General features: G+C 70.9%; 14 protein-coding genes and 1 pseudogene. 7 read left to right on the top strand and 8 right to left on the bottom strand.

Annotated features, from left to right (window positions below):
• Positions 1 to 88: 88 nt before the first annotated feature.
• Positions 89 to 586 carry a GbsR/MarR family transcriptional regulator gene (locus tag IF46_RS0100325; protein ID WP_030486208.1) on the top strand — a complete coding sequence of 166 codons (498 nt, stop codon included), beginning with the start codon at positions 89 to 91 and terminating at the stop codon, positions 584 to 586.
• A 2-nt stretch (positions 587 to 588) separates the two neighbouring features.
• On the opposite strand, the gene IF46_RS0100320 is transcribed toward IF46_RS0100325, so the two are convergent.
• Both IF46_RS0100320 and IF46_RS32060 read right to left on the bottom strand, forming a co-directional pair.
• Positions 589 to 1,143 carry a response regulator gene (locus IF46_RS0100320; protein ID WP_030486207.1) on the bottom strand — a complete coding sequence of 185 codons (555 nt, stop codon included), beginning with the start codon at positions 1,141 to 1,143 and terminating at the stop codon, positions 589 to 591.
• Positions 1,140 to 5,217: pseudogene (locus IF46_RS32060) on the bottom strand (HAMP domain-containing protein). The gene IF46_RS0100320 and the pseudogene IF46_RS32060 overlap by 4 nt, the downstream one beginning before the upstream one ends.
• 283 nt (positions 5,218 to 5,500) lie before the next feature.
• On the opposite strand from IF46_RS32060, the gene IF46_RS0100310 reads away from it, so the two are divergent.
• Entirely contained in the window at positions 5,501 to 7,573 is a 2,073-nt protein-coding gene (locus tag IF46_RS0100310) for a SpoIIE family protein phosphatase (protein WP_030486206.1), read from the top strand.
• A gap of 48 nt (positions 7,574 to 7,621) precedes the next feature.
• Positions 7,622 to 8,029, top strand: a complete 408-nt coding sequence (locus IF46_RS0100305) for a hypothetical protein (protein WP_030486205.1) — start codon at positions 7,622 to 7,624, stop codon at positions 8,027 to 8,029.
• 10 nt (positions 8,030 to 8,039) lie between these two features.
• Here the strand turns inward: IF46_RS0100305 and IF46_RS0100300 are convergent, their stop codons facing one another.
• The gene (locus IF46_RS0100300) at positions 8,040 to 9,398 is read right to left on the bottom strand and encodes an FAD-binding oxidoreductase (protein ID WP_030486204.1); all 1,359 of its coding nucleotides are present in this window, start codon (positions 9,396 to 9,398) and stop codon (positions 8,040 to 8,042) included.
• A gap of 96 nt (positions 9,399 to 9,494) precedes the next feature.
• Between IF46_RS0100300 and IF46_RS0100295 the strand changes: the two genes are divergently transcribed.
• On the top strand, positions 9,495 to 11,591 hold the full coding sequence (locus IF46_RS0100295) for a S9 family peptidase (RefSeq protein WP_030486203.1): 2,097 nt from the start codon (positions 9,495 to 9,497) through the stop codon (positions 11,589 to 11,591).
• 177 nt (positions 11,592 to 11,768) lie between these two features.
• Complete coding sequence (locus IF46_RS32055) at positions 11,769 to 11,954, top strand: hypothetical protein (RefSeq protein WP_036390785.1); 186 nt, start codon at positions 11,769 to 11,771, stop codon at positions 11,952 to 11,954.
• Between the two features lie 29 nt (positions 11,955 to 11,983).
• Here IF46_RS32055 and IF46_RS0100285 read toward each other — a convergent pair whose 3' ends face one another.
• The 4 genes from IF46_RS0100285 to IF46_RS0100270 all read right to left on the bottom strand — a co-directional run bounded on the left by IF46_RS0100285 (position 11,984) and on the right by IF46_RS0100270 (position 15,481).
• Positions 11,984 to 13,516 (bottom strand): ABC transporter permease, encoded by a 1,533-nt coding sequence (locus tag IF46_RS0100285; protein ID WP_030486202.1) that lies wholly within the window; start codon positions 13,514 to 13,516, stop codon positions 11,984 to 11,986.
• Entirely contained in the window at positions 13,513 to 14,214 is a 702-nt protein-coding gene (locus tag IF46_RS0100280; protein ID WP_030486201.1) for an ABC transporter ATP-binding protein, read from the bottom strand. Before IF46_RS0100280 ends, IF46_RS0100285 begins: the two co-directional genes overlap by 4 nt.
• Positions 14,211 to 14,747 carry a PadR family transcriptional regulator gene (locus IF46_RS0100275; RefSeq protein WP_030486200.1) on the bottom strand — a complete coding sequence of 179 codons (537 nt, stop codon included), beginning with the start codon at positions 14,745 to 14,747 and terminating at the stop codon, positions 14,211 to 14,213. Before IF46_RS0100275 ends, IF46_RS0100280 begins: the two co-directional genes overlap by 4 nt.
• Before the next feature lie 158 nt (positions 14,748 to 14,905).
• Positions 14,906 to 15,481 carry a TIGR03086 family metal-binding protein gene (locus IF46_RS0100270; RefSeq protein ID WP_030486199.1) on the bottom strand — a complete coding sequence of 192 codons (576 nt, stop codon included), beginning with the start codon at positions 15,479 to 15,481 and terminating at the stop codon, positions 14,906 to 14,908.
• 31 nt (positions 15,482 to 15,512) lie between these two features.
• Between IF46_RS0100270 and IF46_RS35700 the strand changes: the two genes are divergently transcribed.
• Complete coding sequence (locus IF46_RS35700) at positions 15,513 to 16,157, top strand: DUF6597 domain-containing transcriptional factor (RefSeq protein WP_420063540.1); 645 nt, start codon at positions 15,513 to 15,515, stop codon at positions 16,155 to 16,157.
• The gene (locus IF46_RS35695) at positions 16,124 to 16,324 is read left to right on the top strand and encodes a helix-turn-helix domain-containing protein (protein ID WP_420063539.1); all 201 of its coding nucleotides are present in this window, start codon (positions 16,124 to 16,126) and stop codon (positions 16,322 to 16,324) included. Before IF46_RS35700 ends, IF46_RS35695 begins: the two co-directional genes overlap by 34 nt.
• A 4-nt stretch (positions 16,325 to 16,328) precedes the next feature.
• Here the strand turns inward: IF46_RS35695 and IF46_RS0100260 are convergent, their stop codons facing one another.
• Positions 16,329 to 17,858, bottom strand: coding sequence for a SpoIIE family protein phosphatase (locus tag IF46_RS0100260; RefSeq protein WP_030486198.1), 1,530 nt, complete (start codon positions 17,856 to 17,858; stop codon positions 16,329 to 16,331).
• Between the last annotated feature and the right edge of the window lie 10 nt (positions 17,859 to 17,868).

The raw sequence follows: 17,868 nt of genomic DNA, 5'->3' as shown, positions 1-17,868 counted from the left end.
ATATCGGAAGCTACACTTGTTTCACAAAGTTGTGAAGATTGCGAGAGCCAGGGCACCATCGGGTGCTCGTGACGATGGAGGGACCGCCATGGCAGCCACTGACAGCCACGACCCGGTGCATCTCTTCGTCGAACGGATGGCGTTGGCCTTCGCGGAGGTCGGGTTCCCGCGGATGGCCGCCCGGGTGCTGTTCACGGTGATGAGCGCGGACGACCCACTGACCGCCGCCGAGATCGGCGATCGGCTCGGAGTGAGCGCGGCGGCGGTCAGCGGTGCCGTCCGCTACCTCACCCAGTTCGGGATGCTGATCCGCGAGCCGGTCCCCCGGTCCCGCCGGGACCGCTACCGGATGCCAGACAACCCCTGGTACGAGGCCACCATCACGAAGACCGTGCTCTACAAGACGTTCATCGACGTCGCAGATGGCGGCGTTAGCGCCCTCGACGGCCCCAACACGCCGGCCGGCGAACGGGTGGCCGAGATGCGCGACTTCTTCATCTTCGTCCAGGAGGAGATCGACTCGATGGGTCAGCGCTGGCGGGAGCGGCGGGCCGCCACCGGCCACGTCAGACCCGGCGAGGGCTGAGCTTAGGAGTTGTTGCCCCAGCGGGCCTGTTCGAGCAGTCGTACCGCCCGGTCGCGGACCTCCGGATCGTCGGAGCGCAGCAGGGCCGTCGCCTCGTCGACCGCGTCGGTGAGCCGCCGCCACTGCATGTCGCGTTCCCGAACCAGGTCCGACTGGGTGGCCAACTGGCGGGTCTTCACCCACAGCTCGACGAAGACCGACACCTTGGCCCGAAGCACCCACGGGTCGAACGGCTTGGTCAGGTAGTCCACCGCACCCACCTGGTAACCCCGAAGGGCGAGCTGGGCGTCCCGGTCGGCGGCGGTGAGGAAGATGATCGGCACATGCCGGGTCCGCTCGCGGCGCTTGATGTGGCTCGCCGTCTCGAAGCCGTCCATGTCCGGCATCTGCGCGTCCAAGAGGATCACCGCGAAGTCGTCCACCAGCAGCTGCTTGAGCGCCGCCTCGCCGCTCTCCACCGCAACGGACTGGACCGGCAGGCCCTGAAGGATCGCCTCCAGGGCCGTCAGATTCTGCCGCCGGTCGTCCACGAGCAGCGCCTTGGCCATCTGGGTCACGAAGTCTCCTCGGTCCGGCTGCCGTTGATCCAGGACGACATCAACTCGATCAGGTCGTCCAGGTCGACCGGCTTGGTGATGTAGTCGCTGCCGCCAGCGGCGAGCGCCGACTCGCGGTCACCCGGCATCGCCTTCGCGGTCAGGAAGACCACCGGCAGGTCGGCGAACCGGTGGTTGCGGCGAATCTGGCGGGTGGTCTCGTAACCGTCCTGGTCGGGCATCATGGCGTCCATCAGCACGATGTCCACCTCCGGGTGCTCGGCCAGCAGGCGGACACCGTCCGCCCCGTTGTCCGAGTACAGCACGGTCATCCCGTGCAACTCCAACGCGCTGGTCAAGGCGAAGACGTTGCGGACGTCGTCATCCACGATCAGCACGGTGGCGCCATCCAGTTGGCGGGTGACCGGCGCCTCGGGCCGCTCCGGCAACAACTCCAGCGGCGGCATCAGCAGCGACGACGGCAGGCCAGCGCGCTGCGGAGACGGTGACTGAGGCGCGACCACGGCGTCCGGGGCCAACACCTGCGGCACGAAGAGGGTGAAGGTCGAACCCTGACCGGGCGCCGACGAGACGGTGATGGTGCCGCCGATCAGTCGGGCCAGATCACGGCTGATCGACAGCCCCAGGCCGGTGCCGCCATAGCGGCGACTGGTCGTGCCGTCGGCCTGCTGGAACGCCTCGAAGATGATCGACAACTTGTCGTCGGAGATGCCGATCCCGGTGTCGATCACGGTGAACGCGATCACCTGCTGAGCGTTCGTCAGCGCCGGGACGTCGAAGACCACGTTCTCCGCCGCCGGGGCGATCCGCAGTGTCACCGCACCGTTGTCGGTGAACTTCACCGCGTTGGAGAGCAGGTTGCGCAGGATCTGCTGCAATCGCTGCGCGTCGGTCACCAACGCCGGCGGCAGATCCTTGCTCACCCGTACCTGGAAGTCCAGGTTCTTCTCCTCGGCCTGCGGCGCGAACGCCTGCTCGACGAAGCCGCGCAGCTCGGAGAAGCGGATCTCGGTCGGCTCGACGTCCATCCGACCCGCCTCGATCTTGGACAGGTCGAGGATGTCGTCGATCAGACGCAGCAGGTCGGAGCCGGACCCGTGGATGGTCCGGGCGAACTCGATCTGCTTCGGGCTGAGGTTCTGCTCCGAGTTCTCGGCCAGCAGACGGGCCAGCAACAGCAACGAGTTCAGCGGGGTACGCAGCTCGTGGCTCATGTTGGCCAGGAACTCCGACTTGTAGGCCGACGCCCGGGTCAGCTGCTGAGCCTTCTCCTCCAGGCCCAGCCGCGCCAGCTCGATCTCCCGGTTCTTCGTCTCGATGTTGCCCTTCTGCTCGGACAGCAGAGTGGCCTTCTCCTCCAACTCGGCGTTGGTGCGCTGCAACTCCGCCGACTGCTCCTGCATCTCGTGCGCCAGCCGCTGCGACTGGGCCAGCAGTTGCTCCGTACGCCGGTTGGCCTGGATGGTGTTGACCGCGATGCCGATGGTGAGCACCAGCCGCTCCAGGAACGACAGGTGCAGCTCGGAGAAGGCCGACACGCTTGCGAACTCGATCACCCCGAGCAGCTCACCCTCGAACAGCACGGGGAGCACCACCAGGTCGGACGGGGGTGTCTCGGCCAGACCGGAGCGCAGGGTGAGCCGGCTGTTCGGGGAGGCGCTGACCCGGATCGTGCGACGGGAGAGCGCGGTCTGCCCGACCAGCCCCTCACCCGGCCCGAAGGTGACGTCGTGCCCCCGCGCCACGTACCCGTACGAGGAGGTCAGCCGCAGCCGCATGCTGCCGTCGGCGTCGTCGGCCAGGAAGAAGGCGCCGAGCTGGGCGTCGACCAGCGGGGTCACCTCCGTCATGATCATGCGGCAGACCTCGCCGAGGTCGCGCTGACCCTGCAACAGACCGCCGATCCGAGCGAGGTTGGAGTCCAGCCAGCCCTGCTCGGCGTTCTTCTTGGTCGTCTCCCGGAGGGTGACGATCATCTGGTTGATGTTGTCCTTCAGCTCGGCGACCTCGCCCTGCGCCTTGACCGCGATCCGTTGGGTCAGGTCGCCACGGGTCACCGAGGTGGAGACCTGGGCGATGGCACGCAACTGCGTGGTCAGCGTCGAGGCGAGCTGGTTGACGTTCTCGGTGAGGTCGCGCCAGGTGCCGGAGACACCCTTAACCTGCGCCTGACCACCGAGCTTGCCCTCGATGCCGACCTCCGACAGGTCACCCTTCGCCACGGCGGTGGTCACCGAGGCGATGTTGCGGACCTGACTGGTCAGGTTCGACGCCATCGAGTTCACGTTGTCAGTCAGGTCCCGCCAGGTGCCGGAGACACCCTTCACCTGCGCCTGACCACCGAGCTTGCCCTCGGTGCCCACCTCACGCGCCACCCGCGTCACCTCGTCGGCGAACGACGACAACTGGTCCACCATCGTGTTGACAGTCGACTTCAGCTCCAGGATCTCGCCCCGCGCGTCCACCGTGATCTTCTGCGACAGGTCACCCTTCGCGACCGCCGTGGAGACCTGGGCGATGTTGCGCACCTGGGCGGTCAGGTTCGACGCCATCGAGTTCACGTTGTCGGTCAGGCGACAGGTCACCCTTCGCCACGGCGGTGGTCACCGAGGCGATGTTGCGGACCTGACTGGTCAGGTTCGACGCCATCGAGTTCACGTTGTCAGTCAGGTCACGCCAGGTGCCGGAGACGCCCTTCACCTGCGCCTGGCCGCCCAGGTTGCCCTCGGTGCCCACCTCGCGGGCCACCCGGGTCACCTCGTCGGCGAACGACGACAACTGATCGACCATCGTGTTGACGGTGTTCTTCAGCTCCAGGATCTCGCCCTGGGCGTCCACCGTGATCTTCTGCGACAGGTCACCCTTGGCCACCGCCGTGGAGACCTGGGAGATGTTGCGGACCTGGCTGGTGAGGTTGCCGGCCAACTGGTTGACGTTCTCGGTGAGGTCCCGCCAGGTGCCGGAGACGCCGCGTACCTGCGCCTGACCACCCAACTTGCCCTCGATGCCCACCTCACGCGCGACCCGGGTCACCTCGTCGGCGAACGACGACAACTGGTCCACCATCGTGTTGACGGTGTCCTTCAGCTCCAGGATCTCGCCCTGCGCCGCCACCGTGATCTTCTGCGACAGGTCACCGCGCGCCACCGCCGTGGAGACCTGCGCGATGTTACGGACCTGGGCGGTCAGGTTCGACGCCATCGAGTTGACGCTGTCGGTGAGGTCCTTCCACGTGCCCGCCACGTTCGGCACCTCGGCCTGGCCGCCGAGCTTGCCCTCGGTGCCCACCTCGCGGGCCACCCGGGTCACCTGCTCGGCGAAGAGCCGCAGCGTGTCGGTGAGGTAGTTCATCGTGGCGGCCAGCTCGGCCACCTCACCACGCGCGCCGACCGTGATCTTCTGCGACAGATCGCCCTTGGCCACCGCCGTCGCCACCTGCGAGATCGACCGCACCTGGCCGGTCAGGTTCGACGCCATGGTGTTCACCGAGTCGGTGAGGTCCTTCCAGGTGCCGGCGACACCCCGCACGTCGGCCTGGCCGCCCAACTTGCCCTCGGTGCCCACCTCACGGGCCACCCGGGTCACCTCGTTGGAGAACGACGACAGCTGGTCCACCATCGTGTTCACGGTGCGCCCGATGCGCAGATACTCACCCCGCAGCGGCCGGCCGTCGATCTCCAACGCCATGTGCTGGGACAGGTCGCCGTCGGCCACCGCCACGATGACCCGGGCGATCTCGGTGGTCGGCCGACCCAGGTCGTCGATCAGCGAGTTGATCGCTCGCTGCCCCTCTGCCCAGGAGCCGTCCAACCCCTCGTCGTCGAGCCGCTCGGTAAGCCGGCCGTCGCGACCGACGATCCGGCTGATCCGCCGCAGGTCGAGGTACTGCCGCTCCTGGAGCGAGACCACCTCGTTGAAGGCGTCCGCCACCTCACCGGCCGCGCCGGCGCGGCGGGGAAGCCGGACCTTCAGGTCACCGCGACCGATCCGTCGCAGTGCCTCGGTCAACTCACCGAGGAGCGCCTCGTGGTCGGGCGCGGACGGATCCGCCACCGACTGCTTCGCCGTGGTCATCATTCCTCGCTCAACTCGGGGGCGCCGGTCCGTGCGGACACACCGGCACCCCATATTGTGCCCGCGCGCGCCGCAGTGCCAGGGTGCGCGACCCGCCAGATGGCATCGATCGCCGCGTCGACCCGCCCGATCGACGCGGTCTGTCGCAAACCTCGCCCTGCTCCCGGACCCGTCGTTTCGACGCGGCGGACCCCGCACTGCCAGCGGTGCCGCTGACCGACGCGACAGCCCACGATTGGTGATCGGCTTGGCACCTGACAGGGGGACGGTGGAGGATACGGGGGTGTCAGCCGAGGCGGGGGCCGCGACGGCCGGGGCCCGGGACGGGGCCGTCCGGCGTGTCCGCCTGCCCGCAGACCGTCGTACGCCGGCCGCCGCCCGCGCCGTCGTCCGCTCGGTGTTGACCGAGTCACACCTCGACGAGTTGGCCAACGAGGCCCTGCTGCTCACCACCGAGCTGACCACAAACGCCGTCGAGCACGCCCGCACCGAGTTGGACATCGAGGTCGTCGCCGACGAGGTCGGGATCACCGTCACCGTCTCCGACTTCGCCCCCGGCTCGGGCGACGAGCTGACCGTCGGCGCCCGCAACGACTCCACCGAGATCGACGAAGTCTCCGTACGCGGCCGGGGCCTGCTGCTGGTCGACCACTTCGCCAGCCGCTGGGGCACGACCTACCTGCCCACCGGGAAGGGCGTCTGGTTCCGACTGGACCGCCCCGGCGCCGACCCGCCGGCCGAGGGCACTATCGGCGAGTCGACACCCGCCAGCGCCGGCCCTGCAACGAGCGCCGACCGGTCCACGCCGAGCGCCAGCGCGATGAGCGAACTCATGCAGACCGCCCCCGACCTGTACGGGGACGACCCGTTGCCCGACTTCGCCACCAGCCTGCTCAGCCGGGTCGCCGAGATGGTGGGCGCGGCCGGCGGCACGATCCGCCTGGACCGGGGCGACGGGCAGGGCCGCCAGGTGCTGGCCCGCTTCGGTCGATCGCCCCGCCCCGACAGCGAGCTGCTCCGGGTGCCGCTGACGGTGCACCGCCCGTACGCCGGGGAGTTGGAGTTGGACGCCGCGCCGTCGGCGTACGCCCAACCGTTGGCGGTGCTCACCGCCGAGCGGCTGTCGCTGCATCTCGAGAACGACCGGCTGCGCAGGGCCGATGTACGCCGGCAGGTGTGGCTGACGTTCCTGGCCGAGGCGAGCGAGTTGCTGGCCCAGTCGTTGGACGTCGACCTGACCATGGCGCTGGTGCCGCAGTTGGTGGTGCCGCGGCTCGGTCAGTGGTGCGCGGTGCACACCACCGACGAGTGGGGCCGGCTCCGGCTGGCGGCGGCCAGCCACGCCGACGAGTCGATGCTTCCGCAGTTGCACAAGGTGCTGGCGGAGACCGGGCCGGATTCGATCCAGGCCCGCCTGCGCGAGGCGTCCCGCAGCGCGGCGCAGATCCCCCTGGGCGGGCCGATGGAGGGTTTCGCGGTCCCGCTGATCGCGCGCGGGCAGCGACTCGGGACCTTGGCGGTGGGGCGACACCAGCGGCACCGGCATGACCCCGACGAGGTGGCCGTGTTGGAGGACGTGGCTCGGCGGGCCGCGCTGGCCATCGAGAACGCCCGGATCCACGCCGAGCGCCGCCGCGTGGCGCAGACGCTCCAGCAGTCCCTGCTGCCGCCGGTGCTGCCGGTGGTGGACGGGATCGGTTTCGCCGCCGAGTACGTCCCGACCGGCGACGACGCCGAGGTGGGGGGCGACTTCTACGACGTGGTGCCACTGCCCGACGGGCGCTGGCTGGTGGTGATCGGTGATGTCTCGGGCAAGGGCGTCCAGGCCGCAGCGGTGACCGGGCTGGTCCGGGACGTGATCCGGGTGCTGGTCGGCGACGGCAAACCGCTGCCGGAGGCGTTGGCTCGGCTCAACGAGACGCTTGTGGAGCGCGGTGGCGGTCGCTACTGCACGCTGGCGCTGGCGGCGGTCGGGCCGGGCGAGGGCGACCAGTTGGACGTGTCGCTGCACCTCGCCGGACACGACCGGCCGGTGCTGCTGGCGGGGTCGGGCGGCGCCGAGTTCGTCGGCACCAGCGGCACCGCGCTAGGCCTGCTCGACACGATCACCTCGCCGACGGCGGAGATCACGCTCGGGCCGGGCGACTCGTTGATCTTCTACACCGATGGCGTCACCGAGCGGCGGCGGGGCCGGGAACTGTTCGGCACCGACCGGCTGCGGGACGCCGCCGCACCCCTGGCCGGCTATTCAGCCGACGTGGTGGCCGCCCGGCTGCGCGCTGCGGCGATCAACTTCTCGGTCGAGCCACCCCGGGACGACATCGCCATCCTGGTGCTCCGCAACGACGCGACCTGACCCTGCGCAGGGCCTCGGGATTCGGGTCCGCTCGGTAGATTGGCGGCCATGTCGAGCGTCGCGCAGGTCTCGTCGTACTCGCGGCCGATGGTTCGTGCCCTGCTCGTCGCGCAGTTCGCGACCATCGGCGCGTTCCTCGCCGTGGTGCTGCTCTACGTCGGTCGGATGGCGACCGCTGGCGTCGGCCCGGCCGAGATGCTGACCGGCGCGTACGACCCCAAGGACATGGCCGTGTTCGGGGTGTTCCACATTGTGGTGGCCCTGCTCTACCTGGCGGGTGCGGTGCTCGGGTTGCCGTTGGCGATCGTCGCGGTGGCGCTGGCCGCCCGGGAGGGCGCGGACATGCCCAGGGCAACCCGGACACTGCTGCTGGTCAGCGCGGCGGGCAGCGTGTTGGTGCTGGTTGCTCGGCTGACCCCGCCGCTGTTGGACATACACCGGTGGTGGATGGACTGACCGGGCTGGCTCACAGCCCGCCGGGGAGCCGCCCGGGGGCGAGCCGGTGCTCCGGATCCAGGTGCCTCTTCGCGGCTCGCAGTTGGGCCAGACCGGCAAGCTCACCCCAGAGGTCGACGGCCTGGCGGACCGCCGTGGGAGCGGAGATCACCACGCAGCGGCCCTGCCGAGCCACCAGCACTCCTCGAACGGCGGCCAGGATGGACGCCACCCGGTCGGGTGCCAGCGCTCCGGGCAGTGCCGCGTGCACCATGCCCAGCCCGGCGGACCCGCGCACCGGCACCGGCGCGCCGGCCGCGTCGCGCAGCGCGTAGACGGCGGCGTGCAGGTCGCCGATCGGCACCTCCAGCCGCAGCGCCGTGTCGCCGGGCGCGAACGGATAGCGGCGCCACCACGTCGGCGCGGAGTGGGCGATCGTCGCCTCCCCGTGCAGCAGACCGACCAACCGCTCGGCACGCTCATTGACATCGGCGGGGCCGCCCTCCAGCAGCACCACCAGGCTCCCGGCCCGCGACGGTGCGCCGACCCGACCGGACATCGACGGGTGGCGTTCTCGAGCGGTGGCCGACGGATGACCGGGCGGGTACGGCGTACGTGGCCGGGGGGTGCCTCCGGGCAGGTCCAGCTCGATGGCCGACGGCTCCAGCCGAGCGGCGAGAATCGTCCGGACCAGGTCGTGCACCTCCAGCGGTGTCCACACCGGGCGGGACACCCAGAGCCTGCTCGCCGGCATCGGCTGCACCCGCAGACTCGCCGACACCAGCACGCCGAGCGCGCCCTGGGAGCCGCAGAGCAGGCGGGCCAGGTCGAGCCCGGGAGCGCCACCGTCGACGCTGATCAGCTCGCCGTCAGCGGCGAGGTAGCGCACACCGAGCAGTTGGTCGCAGGGGCTGCCGTGGCGGTGGCGCAACGGGCCGGCCTCGCCGGCGGCGAGCACACCACCCAGGGTCGCGCCGGGTGATGGGGCGTCCATCGCGAGCCGCTGCCCGGTGCGCTCCAGTGTGGCTTGCACCGCCCGCAGCGGGGTGCCTGCTCCCACGTCGACCACCGGCGCGTGGGCCGGCTCGTGACCAATGCCGGCCAGCCGGCCAGTGTCGAGCAGGATGTCGACCTGAACGGGTGTGGCACCCCAGTCGATCTTCGTGCCCGCACCTCGGGGCACCACGGCCAGGTCGTGCGCGGCAGCCAGTCGCAGCACCTCGGCGGCGGCATGCGGGCCGCCCGGGACGGCCACCCAGCGCGCCGGCCGCCCCGCCACCTCGTCAGCGGGCCCGGCCAGCCGGGAGAACGGTGGACCGCAGATCGCCGCCAACCGCCGGGTGATCTCAAGGGCTCCGGACCGGCCGAGGGAACTCGCTGCTGCCGCCATGCCGGCTATCGTACATGTGTTCGAAAGTCGTGGTGGCGACTATCGGGATGGCGCTGGTCCGGCGCGGTGCGACTGCCGGCCGGTAACGTGGCCGCCGTGACCACCGAGATTGCCCCGCCCGCGGCGAAGCGGGTGCCCAGCGAGCGCACCCACCACGGCGACACCGTCGTCGACGAGTACGCCTGGCTCGCCGCCAAGGACGACCCGGAGACGATTGCCTACCTGACCGCCGAGAACGACTACACCGACGCGCGTACGGCGCACCTGGCCGAACTGCGCGCCGACCTGTTCGAGGAGACTCGCCGACGCACCCAGGAGACCGACCTGTCCGTGCCGACCCGCAAGGGCGGGCACTGGTACTACACCCGGACGGTCGAAGGGCAGCAGTACGGGGTGCAGTGCCGGCGGGCGGTCCGCGACGGTGAGACCGACCCGCCGGTCAGCACGGACGGCGCCCCGCTCGACGGCGAGGAGGTGCTGCTCGACGGCAACCTGCTGGCCGAGGGGCACGACTTCTTCTCGCTGGGCGCGTTCGACGTCAGCCCGGACGGTCGCTGGCTGGCCTACTCCACCGACTTCTCCGGCGACGAGCGGTTCACCCTGCGCGTGAAGGACCTGACCACCGGCGAGCTGCTGCCGGACGAGGTACCTGACACGTTCTACGGCACTGCCTGGTCGGCCGACGCCTCGGTGCTGTTCTACGTGACCGTGGACGACGCCTGGCGGCCGAACCGGGTCTGGCGGCACACCGTCGGCTCCGCTGCCGCCGAGGACGTCGTCGTCCACCAGGAGGACGACGAGCGGTTCTGGGTGGGCGTGGAGCTGACCCGGTCGGAGAGGTTCATCCTCATCGACGTGCACAGCAAGGTGACCAGCGAGGTGCTGGTCATCCCCGCCGGCAACCCGACCGGCGTGCCGGCCGTGATCGCTGCTCGCCGACAGGGCGTCGAATACGCGGTGGAGCACCACGGCCACCGTTTCCTGATCCTGCACAACGACGGCGCGGAGGACTTCGCGCTGGCGTTCACCTCGGCGGACGCGCCGGGCGACTGGGTGCCGCTGATCGAGCACACCCCCGGCACCCGGCTGGAGTCCGTCGACGCCTTCGCCAACCACCTCGTGGTGTCGCTGCGCACCGACGGGCTCACCGGGCTGCGGGTGCTGCCGGTGGGCAGCGACGACTCGCACGACATCGACTTCCCCGAGCCGCTGTACAGCGTCGGGTTGGACGCCAACCCGGAGTACCGCACCGGGCAGGTCCGCCTGCGCTACTCCTCACTGATCACCCCCGACTCGGTGTACGACTACGACCTGGTCACCCGGCAGATGGTGCTGCTCAAGCAGAAGCCCGTACTGCCCGGGCCGGACGGGCGGCCGTACGACCCGGCCGAGTACGAGCAGCACCGGGACTGGGCACTGGCCGACGACGGCACCCGGGTGCCGATCTCGGTGGTCTGCCGCGTCGGCACCCCCCGGGACGGCTCGGCACCCGCCGAGCTGTACGGCTACGGTTCGTACGAGGCCAGCATGGACCCGTGGTTCTCGGTGGCCCGACTGTCCCTGCTGGACCGGGGCGTGGTCTTCGCCGTGGCGCACATCCGGGGCGGCGGCGAGTTGGGCCGCCGCTGGTACGACCAGGGCAAGCTGCTGGCCAAGAAGAACACCTTCACCGACTTCGTCGCCTGTGCCCGGCACCTCGTCAAGGCCGGCTGGACGGCCAGCGACCGGCTGGTCGCCCGGGGCGCCTCGGCTGGTGGCCTGCTGATGGGTGCGGTGGCCAATCTCGCGCCGGACGCGTTCACCGGGATCGTGGCGCAGGTGCCGTTCGTGGACGCGCTCACGTCGATCCTCGACCCGTCGCTGCCGCTGACCGTCACCGAGTGGGAGGAGTGGGGTAACCCACTCGACGACCCCGAGGTGTACGCGTACATGAAGTCCTACACGCCGTACGAGAACGTGACCGCCGTGGACTATCCCGCGATCCTCGCGGTGACCAGCCTCAACGACACGCGGGTGCTCTACTCGGAGCCGGCGAAGTGGATCGCCCGGCTGCGGGCGGTCGCCCCGGGCGGTGACTATCTGCTGAAGACCGAGATGGGTGCCGGGCACGGCGGCCCGAGCGGTCGCTACGACTCCTGGCGCGAAGAGGCGTTCATCAACGCCTGGATCCTGGACCGCATCGGTCACGCCTGACCCGTCGGGCCGGCATGATCGCGCTCGATCGTGGAAGTAGTCCCCTCGGCAGCTCGGGGAGACCACTACTTCCCTGATCGGGCGCGATCATGGCCAAGTCCCGTATGCGCGGGCGTTCCGCGCCGCACGGCCTGGCCTTTCCGGGTCGCAGGGGATGCCGGAGCCTAGACTTCCGGGGTGACCGAGGCTACGGATGGTGACGGCAGGGCCGCCGAGGACGTCCGCCGACCGAGCGTGGCCGCGGTGGCGCGGGACCGCCGCGTCTGGCTGATCCTCGCGATTGTCGCCGGCCTCCTGGTCTGCTGTTGCTCGGCCGTGGTCGGCACGCTTGTCGCACTCTCCTCCGGTCTGCTCAGCGCCTGACCTGGCCGAGCGGGTCACGCCGGCCCGGTTCAGGTCGTCCGCAGCTCGTCCAGGGCGGTACTGGCGCGCAGGAAGAGCAGGCCGACACCGACCGTCACCAGCACCGCCGCCAACGCGCCGGCCCCGAGCCACGCCAGGTGCTCCAGAGGTACGGGAACGGCTCGCTGCACCACGGGAATGTGCACGATCCGGGTGTACTGCTCCTGGGTCGCAGGGTCGGCGCAGAGCGCAGCCGTGGCCTCGCAGGTCGACGTCGACCCGCCGCCCGCCGACACCTCCGCCGCGAGCCCCCGGCCGAGCAGCGTGCCCACGCCGAGCGCGAGCAGGATCGCCGGCACGGCCGGCGTCAACGCCTGCCAGGCCACCGAACGACTCAGCGTGGCGCGGGGCACCCCGGTGGCGACCAACGCGGCGTAAGCGCGTCGACGGGCAACGATCCCCTCGACCAGCGCGACGATCAGCCCGCCCGTCGCGATCAGGATGGCCACGGCGACCGCGCTATCGACAAGATCCATCGTCGACAGATAGAAGGGGTTGTCGCCGCCACCGTCCACCCCGACGAGTCGGCTCTGCTCCCGCTCGAGCTGGTCCTTGGCGGCGAAGTAGGCGCGCTGGGCTGCCGCACCCGCACCGAAGATCAGGGCGGCGAGCAGCGCCGCGAACGTACGGCTGCCCGCCCACGGATCGGCCATCAGCCGGCCCGCCGCGAGCAGGCCCGGCGCACGGCGGGCGTGCCGACGCAGCAGCCGCCCGCAGTGGTACGAGATCCAGCCGGTGCCGATCACCACCCCGATCATCGCCGCGAACGCACCCACCGCGAACAACAGCGGCGCCAGCCAGGCCAACTCTTCACTGTCGTCGAACCGATCTACCGCCGGGCGGACCAGCGCGAACGAGGCCACGCCGAACCCGATCAGGAGCCCGGCCCATGGGCCCGGACCGCGCTCACGGGCGGCCTTGCCGCTCACCCCGAGCGGGCTGGTGGTGACCGTACGCAGCATCAGGGCGGTGGCCAGCGCCGCGACGACCGGCAGACCGAGCACCACGCAGGCCAGCGCGCCGGGCGACGGCAGCACATCGGTGGGCAGGATCAGTTGACCTCGCGCGTCCGGGCGGTGCAGCAGATCGCGGCCAATCAGGTAGACACCCAGCCCGACGAGCGTGCCGAGCAGGGCGGCCACGCCGGTCTCCAGCACCACCAGCCGGGTGACCTGGCCCGGAGTGGCACCGGCCAGCCGGAGCGCGACCAACCGGCGGTCCCGTGCCGGTGCGCCGAGCCGGGCGCACTGACCGGCCAGCGCCAGCACCGGGATCATCAGCATCAGCAGCGCGAACGCCGTACCGCCGCGCAACCCAGGCTCCGCCAGCAGAGCGTTGTGGTACTGCTCCGACCACCTGGTCTGGTTCTCATCCGTCGCCGCCGGCGTGGGGATGGCCAACACGGTGAGCGCCGCGAGCCCGGCCAGGGTCGCCAGCAGGGCACTGAGCGCGGTGAGCACCACCCGAGCGGTGTCGGTGCGGGTGCCGGCGAGCGCGAGGCGGACCAGCGTCGTCGGTCTCACCGAGCACCGCCGGCCAGCGGCACGTCGAGCCCCAGGCCGGTGTGGTCCACGAGGCCGTCGCGCAGCACGATCTCCCGATCGGCGTACGCGGCAATCCGCGGCTCGTGGGTGACCAGCACGACCGTAGTGCGCTGCTCACGGGCGAGCCGGACCAGTTGGGTGAGGACCTGCTCGCCGGTGAGCGTGTCCAACGCACCGGTCGGCTCGTCGGCGAAGAGCACCCGAGGCTCGGTGACCAGCGCCCGTGCCGTGGCGCAGCGTTGCTGCTGACCGCCGGACATCTCACCCGGCCGCACATCGGCCACCTCGATCACCCCGAACCGTTCCAGCCAGGTGAGCGCCGCCGTCCGCGCCTCTCGCCGCCCCGTGCCGGCGAGGAGCAGGGGCAGGGCGACGTTCTCGGCGGCGGTCAACTCGGCGACCAGTTGCCCGAACTGGAACAGCACCCCGAACTCGGTACGCCGCAGCCGGGACCGGGCCGCCTCCGACCAGGTGTCGATGCGGTGCCCGCCCCAGGTGACCTCGCCGGCGTCCGGCCGGAGGATCCCGGACAGGCAGTGCAGCAGGGTCGACTTGCCGCAGCCACTCGGCCCGGTGACGGCGACGATCTCGCCCTCGGCCACGTCGAGTGTCACGCCGCGCAGCGCGGGCGTCGGGCCGTACGCCCGAACCACGCCGCGAGCCTGGAGTTGCGTCACGGATGCACCTCCCGGTGCCAGTCGGCGACCCGGCCCAGGGTGGTCTGCAGCCACCGGAGATCCGCGTCGAGGTGGGCGATCGCGAAATCGGCCGCGACCACATCACTGAGGGTGGCGGCCGTGTCAGCCTTGACTGCGGTCAGCTCCCGCAGCCGTGCGGCGTGCGCGGCACGTTGGGCGATCAGGTAGGACCGGGCCCGATCGACATCGGCGACCAGCAGCGCCACCACGACCTTGGCGAAGAGCGTGCTGGCCACATACGGCATGGGCGGTTCCACGGTGGTCAACCACTGGTCCAGCGTGTCCCGACCCTGGTCGGTCAGCGCGTACGCCGTGCGATCCGGCCCGGCCACGCGGTCCTGCCCGGCGGCCGCCACCAGCCCGTCCCGTTCGAGGCGGCCGAGAGTGGCGTAGACCTGCCCGAAGGCCAGCGGCCGAGCCCGCGGCAGCCGCTCGTCGTGCGCACGCTTCAGCTCATAGCCGTGCCGGCTGCCCCCGGCCAGCAAACCAAGCAAGACATGCGGCGTAGACACAGCCGCCACTATTCACCGAGCGAATACCTAAGTCAACAACCGCCCCGCCCACTCCACCCCGACCTCGGTTGATCATGAAGTTATCGCCCTCCGCAGCGGCGTGTCATGGCAATAACTTCATGATCAACCTGGGGAGATGGGGGGTGGGGTAGGCGGGGTTAGGGGGTTTGGGGCCAGGTGGGGGTGCGGCCGGTTTGGGTCAGGAGGTGGGCCAGGTCGGTGGGGGTTTGAGTGGGCGTGGGAGCTGGGTCGGCGAAGACACCCATCTTGCGGGCGGTGGGGCCCAACTGCTCCACCAGGTCGCGCAGCTCGGCCACCACCTCCGAGGCCGGGTGGTACGGCTGGCCGGTGGCGACCGCGAGGTCCCAACCGTGCACGGTCAAATCCAGCAGGGCCATGCCGCCGATGGCGGTCTGCGGCATGGGCATACGCGGCGACATGCCCTCCACCGTGGACGGGTCCGACCACGCCGCGATCAACCGGCCGGTCTCCACCTCGAAGCGGTCCCGCCAGCCTTCGCCCAGGTAGTCGGGCTTCTCGGCCCACTCCACCTGGCGCTTCTCGGCCAGCTCCTGAAAGTTGACCACCACTTGGAAGAGGTGGTTGAGCAGATCACGGACCACGTAGTCGCTGCACGGCGTGGGCAGGTCGAGCTGGTCGTCGGAGATGCCACGCACCACATCGACGGTTCGCGGCGCGGCAGCCGCCAGCAGATCGCTAGTCTGAGTGGACATAGGGCCAGCGTATGAGGGTGGTCTTGAACAAATGCGACAGCGACCGCGTGGCGACAGCCGGGGGATTCTCGATCCCGGGCGGATGCTGCGCGAGGTGCGCTTCCGTCGACACCTGCCGGCGGAGTCGATACGCCCGTGGGTCGAGCACTACTGGTTGATCGACTGGGCGTTGAGCAGACCGTTCGAGCAGCGGATCGTGCCGCACCCGGCGGTCAACGTGGTGTTCCAACGTGACGGCAGCAGCAACGGCGACGGCAGCGACCGGCTTGAGTCCGGCGAGGTGGCCGGGGTGGGCCTCGACCTGTTCCGGATCACGCTCAGCGGCACCGGCCGGGTGTGCGGGGTGCAGTTCCGCCCCGGCGGATTCCACGCGTTCTGGCGGCGGCCGGTCTCGGAGCTGACCGGCCGCCGCTGCCCGCTGGCCGGCTGGCGGCACCTCAGGAAGTGGTGTGCGCGGGCACCGACGACGAGCGCTGCGGGGCGCTGGACGCCCTACTCACGGGCTGGTCACCGGAGCCCGACCCGATGGCCGGGGAGGCCGTCCGGCTGGCCGAGGCGATCCGTACCGACCGGACGGTGCTGCGCGTCGACGACTTCGCCGCGCGGCACGACCTGCCGGTGCGTCGGTTGCAGCGGCTCTTCATGGAGTACGTGGGAGTCGGGCCGAAGTGGGTGATCCGCCGCTACCGGCTTCAGGAGGCGGTCGAACAGGCCGCCGGTGGGCCGCTGAGCTGGGCTGATCTCGCCGCCGACCTCGGCTACAGCGACCAGGCCCACCTGGTCCGCGACTTCACCGCCGTGGCCGGGGTGTCACCCGCCGCGTACGCCCGCTCGGTGCGGTAAAAAGTCAGCGGCGGCGCAGGACGACCACGGCGACGTCGTCCTGGATCTCCGGTGGGGCCAGCTCGACCAGCAGTCGGGCACAGAACTGGTCCAGGTCGCCGTCGACTGTCGCGGCGCTCGCGGCCAGCGCGGCCAGCCCTTCGTCGATGGTGGCGTCCCGACGCTCGATCAGCCCGTCGGTGTAGAACACCAGCGTGGCCCCGGCCGGCACCACGAACTCCAGGTCGGCCGGGCGCGGAGCGCGGACGCCGAGCAGCGGCGCGGAGTGCTGCACGAACTCGACCTTGCCGTCCATGACGAGCAGCGGCGGAAGGTGCCCGGCACTGGCCAGCCGGACCCGTCCGGTCGGCGGGTGCAGCAGCAGTACGCAGAGTGTGGCGATCTCGTTCGGCAGCAGTGTCCGCATCAGCTCGTTGACCCGGTGCAGGATCTCGCCGGGTTGGTGGCCCTCGACCGCGTACGCCCGGACCGCGTGCCGCAGCTCGGCCATCACGGTCGCCGCGTGCAGCGAGTGGCCGGCGACGTCTCCGATCGCCAGCAGCAGGTGCCCGTCGAGCATCACCAGTTCGTAGAAGTCGCCGCCCACCTCGGTCTGCGCGCTGGCCGGCTCGTAGCGCACCGCGAGGTCCAGGCCGGCCACGGTGGGCAGCCCGCGCGGGAGCAGGCTGCGTTGCAGGGTGACCGCGATCCGGTGCTCCTCGTCGAACGAGCGTTGGGCCTCCACCGCCGCCGCCACCGCCTGGGCGAGCTGCTTGAGCACCGGGGTCCGTGCGGTCTGGGTGGCGGTCGGGACCACCACGTACAGCGGGGCCCGGTCCTCGCGCAGCTTGGCGGCGGCGACGGTGACCGTGTCGTCGGCCGGCCAGTCGACGAGCGCCCAGCTCGCCGGGGGCTCCACTCGGACCGTGGCGCCGGTCGGCACACCGGTGTCGTCGACTACCCACGGCACCACGGCGGCCACCGCGCCGGGCCCGGCACAGATCCCGGCCAGACAGTCACCGTCGAAGGTCTCGGCGATCACCGCGGCCGGGCTCTTGAAGATCTCGGCGGCACCCTCGGCGGCGGCCTCCAGCAGGCGCGCGAAGGTCGGCGCGGCGTGCACCGCCACGGTCGTGTCGGCCAACCCGAGCAGCCGCTCGGCGAGCAGTTCGGCGCGCTGCCGTGCCTGGTAGTAGCGCAGCACCGCCCGGGTGGTGGCGATCAGCTCCTCCGGCTCGATGGGCTCGGTGAGGTACGCGTCCGCGCCGCGGGTCAGCCCCTGGGCGCGGTCGGCCACGTCCACGGCGTGCGCCGAAACGTGGATCACCGGCAACGCCGGATGCCTCCCCTTGATCTGTTCGCAGACCTCGTAGCCGCTCAGGTCGGGCAGCCGGACGTCGAGGACCACCAGGTCGATCCGGTCCACCTCGACCCGAGCCAGCGCCTCGGCGCCGTTCTCGGCCTCAAGCACGGTGAAGCCGGCCCGGGTCAGCCAGCTGACCAGCAGGTAACGCTTGGTACGACTGTCATCGACCACCAGGATGGTCGCCGGCATGCCGTCCACA

Origin of the sequence: Micromonospora chokoriensis (genome assembly GCF_000718555.1) — a bacterium.
GTDB lineage: Bacteria > Actinomycetota > Actinomycetes > Mycobacteriales > Micromonosporaceae > Micromonospora > Micromonospora chokoriensis_B.
This window is presented reverse-complemented; position numbering and strand designations above follow the sequence as displayed.